This window comes from Blautia sp. Sow4_E7, assembly GCF_052116245.1.
GTDB lineage: Bacteria > Bacillota > Clostridia > Lachnospirales > Lachnospiraceae > Blautia_A.
This window is the reverse complement of sequence record NZ_JBQKLL010000069.1, coordinates 1-6713: the sequence shown is the minus strand read 5'-3', so window position 1 is coordinate 6713 and position 6713 is coordinate 1. Positions and strand designations below refer to the sequence as shown.

Annotated in this window: 6 protein-coding genes and 1 pseudogene; 4 read left to right on the top strand and 3 right to left on the bottom strand. The window is 43.8% G+C overall.

Annotated features, from left to right (window positions below; genetic code table 11):
* Window positions 1-251: 251 nt before the first annotated feature.
* Window positions 252-1961, bottom strand: coding sequence for an acyl-CoA dehydratase activase (locus ACTQ50_RS18705; RefSeq protein ID WP_015552775.1), 1710 nt, complete (start codon window positions 1959-1961; stop codon window positions 252-254).
* Window positions 1958-3238, bottom strand: coding sequence for a 2-hydroxyacyl-CoA dehydratase family protein (locus tag ACTQ50_RS18700; RefSeq protein WP_055148823.1), 1281 nt, complete (start codon window positions 3236-3238; stop codon window positions 1958-1960). The genes ACTQ50_RS18705 and ACTQ50_RS18700 overlap by 4 nt, the downstream gene beginning before the upstream one ends.
* Before the next feature lie 414 nt (window positions 3239-3652).
* Between ACTQ50_RS18700 and tnpA the strand changes: the two are divergent.
* The 3 genes and pseudogenes from tnpA to ACTQ50_RS18685 all read left to right on the top strand — a co-directional run.
* Window positions 3653-3955: pseudogene (gene tnpA / locus ACTQ50_RS18695) on the top strand (IS200/IS605 family transposase); the annotation flags it as partial.
* The gene (locus ACTQ50_RS18690) at window positions 3927-4352 is read left to right on the top strand and encodes a CPBP family intramembrane glutamic endopeptidase (RefSeq protein ID WP_441485422.1); all 426 of its coding nucleotides are present in this window, start codon (window positions 3927-3929) and stop codon (window positions 4350-4352) included. The pseudogene tnpA and the gene ACTQ50_RS18690, both read left to right, overlap by 29 nt.
* A gap of 328 nt (window positions 4353-4680) precedes the next feature.
* Window positions 4681-5934, top strand: a complete 1254-nt coding sequence (locus tag ACTQ50_RS18685) for an ATP-binding protein (protein WP_441485421.1) — start codon at window positions 4681-4683, stop codon at window positions 5932-5934.
* Between the two features lie 103 nt (window positions 5935-6037).
* Here ACTQ50_RS18685 and ACTQ50_RS18680 read toward each other — a convergent pair whose 3' ends face one another.
* The gene (locus ACTQ50_RS18680) at window positions 6038-6304 is read right to left on the bottom strand and encodes a transposase (protein WP_368366629.1); all 267 of its coding nucleotides are present in this window, start codon (window positions 6302-6304) and stop codon (window positions 6038-6040) included.
* Here ACTQ50_RS18680 and ACTQ50_RS18675 point away from each other — a divergent pair.
* Window positions 6298-6585: a helix-turn-helix domain-containing protein gene (locus tag ACTQ50_RS18675; protein ID WP_226841009.1), complete on the top strand. Its 288-nt coding sequence runs from the start codon at window positions 6298-6300 to the stop codon at window positions 6583-6585. The genes ACTQ50_RS18680 and ACTQ50_RS18675 overlap by 7 nt on opposite strands.
* Window positions 6586-6713 lie beyond the last annotated feature (128 nt).

The window sequence follows — 6713 nt, the reverse complement described above, 5'->3', positions numbered from 1 at the left end:
GATGTACAGGTTTCTTTTGTCTTGCCATAATAAAAGGCCCTCCTAATGATATTTATTGTATCATAGAAGAACCTTCTAAACATTATTTTACAGAAAAAGTTTCATACTCTCACTCTTTGATTGGACCGATGAACACAAGTTTAAAACCGGCAAATACTCTTATAAAGAGGCTGTGATCGACGAATTGGCCACAGCCTTTCCCAGTGAATATCTGACGAAAATATCGATACAAGTGTTTTAACCCTGCCGCTTCATCGCGTTTCCTCCGCACTGCCTTTACATTTCTCATAAGCAAATAGCGCCGCTCCCAGCGCACCGCAGAGCTGCGCCTCATCACAGATATAAAGTTTAGCACCAAGCTTCTCTTCCAATGCCTGGATGATACCCCGGTTCTTCGCCACACCGCCGGTCATCATATATTCGCCTGGATGATCCTTTCCAAGGCGGGCTGCCAACGCGCCGACTTTTGAGGCAACTGACACATTTAAACCGTGGATAATATCTGCCACATCCTTATTCTGTGCCACCAGCGACACGACCTCCGACTCTGCAAACACCGTACACATGCTGGAAATCACGATATTATGCTTCCATTCCAGCCCTTTCACGCTCATTTCCTCCAGGGAAAGTCCCAGCGTTTTCGCCATCATTTCCAGAAAACGTCCCGTTCCGGCGGCACATTTGTCATTCATCAGGAAATTTTTCACGGCTCCCTGCCCGTCGATGCTGATCGCCTTGATATCCTGCCCGCCAATGTCGATGATAGTGCGGACATTCGGATTCAGATAATTTGCGCCCTTGGCATGGCAGGTAATCTCCGTGATGCTGTCATCCCCGCTGTCAATGTAGGATCGTCCATATCCGGTCGTATCGATCCGCACAATCTCCTCTTTCTTAATTCCCGCTTTCTCAATCGCCAGATCCAGACTCTTCTCGGCGCTCATCATCGCACCGCCGCCGGTCGGAATAATCATCGTCGATTTAATTTTTCCATCCTGATCCAGTATGACCACATCAGTACTTGTCGAACCGCTGTCGATTCCCGCTACATAAAAAATGCCCGACTCCATCTTCTTTCTTGCCTCCTCACTGATACCTTTTCCCGGATCCATATCCTCTGATCCCTCGATCGTCTCCTCAAATGCCTGAATGCGCGTCAAAAGCTGCCCCGCGCTCTGGCTCGTAAAATCAGTCTCAATCTTAAGGAGCGGAACCTTGATATCCCGCTTGATACTCGCATACTCAAATCCATAATAATCACAGAACTTGATCGTGTGATAAATAATTCCCTTTAAATTCGGATCCAGATACAGACGGTTTCTGCGGATCGAACGGTTCATGCGGAAACACGGCATCTGTCCCAGCAGGACGTCAGCGTAAGAAAGAAACAGCTCCTCTTCCTCCATATTCCACATTTCATCCTGTACGACCGACAGTTTCCGACCACCCGTACAGGTCAGATTTTCCACATCCATCTGGATATTGTCCCGGATCATATCCTCCAGAATGCCGCTGACCCGCACGCCCAGCACACCAATGTACGGCTCCGTGTTCATTTCCGGCGTAATAAAGGACTTGATAAAAGCGCGTTTATCAAACACTTTCCCGGAATATGCCTCATATGCCTTTTTAAGCCTCCGGATCGTGCCCGCAAATTTCACTTTTTCACATTCATTATCATCATGCGGCAGATCCAGCATATATAAAAACTTACATTTTCCCGTGCTCTCCACGATATCGTAAACGCGCCGCATCGAATCGCAGCAGTTTACCAGCACCAGCTGTTCAACCTTTCCTTCCAGCACTGCCTGAATGACCGATTTTCCAAAGCCGCACAGATTTGCATGTGCAATTTGATCCGACTGTTCGAAATTTTCCGGCATTTCCTCCAAAACAGAACATTCTTCTCCAAACCCTCGGAACAGCTCGATCGGGGTGTACTTACAGACGTAATAAATCATGCGTGTTTCTCCTCCTTGCCCTTTTCCAGCATTTCCACAAACGCCTGAAGCCGCGTCGATACCTGACCGTCGCTGGTATTGGCGGGGTTGCAGCCGTCACCGTCGAGAATCATCGTCGGAAGTCCTGTTTTTTCTAAGGACTGCTTAATCAGGCTGGATGCACCGATCGTTCCCTTACAGCCCCAGTGGGCAAATAAAACAGCACCATCCGATTCCGTGATTCTGGCAAGCCGTTCCGCTTCCTCAATTCTCTGTTTCACACTGCCATTGTAAATGCAGTAGACCATTTTCTCTGCCATCGCCTCATACGGGTCTTCCGCATGCATCTCCTGAAAACCATCTGCGATGAAATCACAAGCGCGGATGTGCATTTTCTTACTATAATTAAAAATATCCTTAACCGGCTCCTGTAAAAATGGCATGATGTGCATCCAGATTACCGAAAGACCATCTCCCCTCGGTGACATCCGCACATCGCGCAGAAGTTTTTCCGTATAGGTAACCGCCGTTTCTGAGCCAGCCATCAGATGGCACATAAAAAGCGCATACAATTCATTCGTCAGAGAGGTCACCGGGTCATGCGCACACCGCAGGGCAAGCTGTTTTTTATAATTCGCTGCCGCTTTCCGGCTGTTATCTACCGCACTCCGCACTGTTTCCTCCGAAATCCGTCTGTCCGTCGTCTCCTCCAGAAACCGTTTCAATTTCCGCAGCTGATCCGCCACATACAGAACCGATTCCCGGTTTTTCTCATACGGAACATCAATATAAAAGCCTGGACATTCAAATTTATCCTTTAAATACGGAAACGTCATCATATTTCCATCACACGCAAGGTTCGTATAAATCATGCAGTTCGGTTTTGGCAGAATCCCCGTCAGCGCCGCCCCCAGAAACACCCTGTGGTACGAACACATCGTCTCCGGAAATCCTTCTTCCTCCGTTTTCCGAAGAAACGTCTGCTCACACTTCGTTCCCGCCATAAAACAGGACATCGCCTCCACTGAGTACGGCGTCAGCCCTGCCGCCATCACCAGCTCTCCCGGCACAAATATGCTGACCATCGCCGCATTCTCCGGTTCCGACAGCGACTGAATGATATTTTTCATAACCACCCGCGCCACATACTGTCCCGACGACGGCAGCCCCCGATCCGGCAAAAACTGAAGCTTCTTTTCCTGCAGGCGGTATCCCGCAAGAAGCAGCCGACGCGCTTTTTCCGGATCCTTAAGCGCCTGGCTGCTCACCCTATTTCCAAATTTTTCAATTACATCCATTGTTCTTTCTTCCATTCTTTTAAGTTCATTTTTCTGTCATATCGCCCTGATGCAGATGGATATAGTTCCGCGCCTTTGCAGGCAAACGGACATTCTTTATTATAGTCAGTGGGATGGGAATTGTAAATATATCGGATATGAAATGCGAAACAGCGGGGGAGAAGAACTTTACGCCTGTGACAAAATCATCTATATTCCAAAAAACTGAGCAAACAACCACCGTAAACGATGAATAATCCACCGTATTGCCCACTGCCCCCTTGGTATCCTTCTCTTTAATGAAAAGTCTAATCCCCCAGCTATGCTGGGGAGAATGGAATAAGTGGAGACGGTGAGGACAACAAAATAAAGCCTCCTGTGATATGATGAGAATGGTGTCGCAAGCCAAACTCAAAATCAAAGGAGGCGGTCCAAATGGACAATAGAAGTTTATCACATACCCGATGGAAATGCCAGTATCACATAGTATTTATACCGAAATACAGAAAAAGAATTCTGTATGGAAGATTAAGAGAAGATGTGAAGGAAATCATAAGTACATTATGCAAGTACCGAAAAGTGGATATTATAGCGGGTGCAGTATGTAAGGATCATGTACATTTAAGCGTAGCAATTCCGCCGAAAGAAAGTATTTCAGATTTTATGGGATATTTAAAAGGGAAAAGCACGCTAATGATTTACGACAGACATCCAGAGTTGCAAAGCAAATGGGACAAAAGAGAAATGGAATATTAAAGTAGCTGTATTAATTCCATCAGTTTTATTTGGATTAATACATATTATAGGAATGGATTTTTCCATTATAAGGAGCCTGTTGGTTCTTATTGCAGGAACAATGGTGGGAATAATGTTCTCAATGGTTGCTATTGAAAGTGGTTCTGTTTGGAACAGCGGAATTGTCCATTCACTTTGGAATATTTTAATTATTGGTGGCGGTTTATCAATAAGCGAAAAGGCAGATGAATATTCGGTTATGACATATGTACTTGATTCAAAAGACTTTGTTTTCACTGGTGGAGAATTTGGAATTGAATCATCAATTATAGCACTATTAGGTTATGTTATAGTTACTTTAGCAGCAATATGTATGATTAAGAAAAAAGCAAAAGTGTAATAAGTATCAAAAAACAAAATCCAGTTTGTTGAACTGAATCCGAAAAGCATTAGGGCGCAGAGGAGATAGAATCCTTTGCGTAAAAGACTAACGAACATATTTAATGAAACATCGGAACCATCTTCTTTTTGTTGTCTACCTATAATAACGATTGGAGTAGTCGATTATAGACACTGCAATCAAAAAAATCTGAAAATATATTTATCAACATTACATAAAAGTGTGTAGATGCACATAAAATGGGAATACATATTGAAATTCAGGTCGTTCTGTGATAGAATCTCATTACTAAAAAGTGTGCAGATGCACGGAAATGGGGAGTGTAACGATGGAGATTAAAAGAGACGCTTACCTACAGCAGCTGATCGAGCGAAAAGATAATGGAATGATAAAGGTGATTACCGGCATTCGTAGATGTGGCAAATCCTTTTTGCTGTTTACTATCTTTAAGAGATACTTACTGGAGAACGGCGTTGATGTTGATCATATTATTGAAATTGCATTGGATGGTATTGAGAACGAGGAATTAAGAGATCCCAAGGTATGCTTCAAGTACATCAAGGATGCCATGAAAGACGACGGGAAGTATTATCTCCTTTTGGATGAAGTGCAGCTCATGCTACGATTTGAGGAAGTGCTGAACAGCCTGCTACGCATGAGCAATATTGATGTGTATGTCACCGGAAGTAATTCCAAGTTCCTGTCCAGCGACATTGTGACCGAATTCCGTGGCAGAGGTGATGAGATTAGAATCTACCCTCTCTCCTTTGCAGAGTTTTATTCTGTCTATGACGGCGATTATGATGATGCCTGGGATGACTACATGATCTACGGAGGATTGCCGCAGATCGTAAGTTTCCAGAGCGAACGACAGAAAGCGGACTATCTGAAGAACATCTTTGCAAATGTCTATCTGAAGGATGTTATTGAAAGAAATAAGATTCAGAACGTGGATGAGATTGGGATTCTGGTTGATGTGCTTGCATCTGCAATCGGCGCACATACCAACCCTTCAAAGATTGCCAATACCTTTGCCAGTGAGCGCCAGATGACTTATGCTAATAAAACCATCTCCAAGCATATCGACCATTTGACAGATGCCTTTTTGATTTCCAAGGCAAGCCGATACGATATTAAGGGCAGAAAGTATATCGGTGCAAATCTGAAATACTACTTTACTGATCTGGGACTGAGAAATGCACGTCTGAATTTCAGACAGCAGGAGCCTACTCATATCATGGAGAACATTGTTTATAACGAGCTGCTGATCCGTGGCTACAATGTTGATGTGGGTGTCGTGGATATCTTCGATAAGGATAAAGAGGGCAAACGTGTTCGCAAGCAGTTGGAGGTTGACTTTGTGGTGAATCAAGGAAACCAGAGATACTATATCCAGGTTGCATATGACATGACTTCGGAAGAAAAACAGACGCAGGAGTTCAATTCTCTGCGTAATATCCCGGACTCTTTCAAGAAGATCGTCATTGTAAATGGCAGCAAAAAGCCTTGGAGAAATGATGAAGGTTTTGTCATCATGGGAATGAAGTATTTCTTGCTGAATGCGAATAGTCTGGAATTTTAAGTCGATTTGAGTTGTTGCTGTGGTGTTGTTCTATTTCAAAAAAGAGTGAAATGATATAAATAAGGCCACGGCTGATTTCATGTTGGAACAGCCGTGGCTCAGTTTATTTTTTTATCCGTACAAACGAGACTGTTCCGCAGATTATGTAGAACAGACAGAGTACGATTCCGATAGTGAGAACATCAGATGCATAATTACCAGAACCACGAACAGGAATATCACTTGATTCCCGGAAGTCTTTCAGCCATTTTGTTAATGTGCTGTATCCGATGCCAAGATTTTCTGCACATCCACGTACTCCGAGATCTTTGTGATCCTGATAGTACTGGACTGCATCAAGTTTAAATTGTTTGTCATGTTGCTTTGCCATATGAGATCCTCCTTCAGCATGCCTCTATTGTATCATGCTTATGTGTATTTGGAATTTCCCAGTCATCACTGGGAAGAATCATGGCGCAGGAAAACCTGCCGTCGCTGATCACACTTGAAAAAATATGTACAGCTTTGGGCGTGACATTATCACAGTTTTTTCAGGAAGGTAATTCAGAGAATCTGACAGAAAAACAGAAAGAAGTTTTAAGGATATGGAATAATCTGAGTACAAATGAGCAGGAAACAGTGATGTCAATGCTGCGTGGTCTTCGGAAGTAGAAGAACAGTTCGAGTATATTAAACTGTATCCCTTGTCAAGGACATTTTGAATTAGTGTAGTGCCTATTTTTTAGACACCTACACAAAAGTGATATCCCTGATTTTGGACATTCCTTTGTTTGGTTATC

Excerpts from the sequence above, each read along its gene's own strand:
- ACTQ50_RS18700 (WP_055148823.1), bottom strand. The coding sequence starts at position 3,238 with ATGGATGTAATTGAAAAATTTGGAAATAGGGTGAGCAGCCAGGCGCTT.
- ACTQ50_RS18705 (WP_015552775.1), bottom strand. The coding sequence starts at position 1,961 with ATGATTTATTACGTCTGTAAGTACACCCCGATCGAGCTGTTCCGAGGG.
- ACTQ50_RS18680 (WP_368366629.1), bottom strand. The coding sequence starts at position 6,304 with ATGGCAAAGCAACATGACAAACAATTTAAACTTGATGCAGTCCAGTAC.
- ACTQ50_RS18685 (WP_441485421.1), top strand. The coding sequence starts at position 4,681 with ATGGAGATTAAAAGAGACGCTTACCTACAGCAGCTGATCGAGCGAAAA.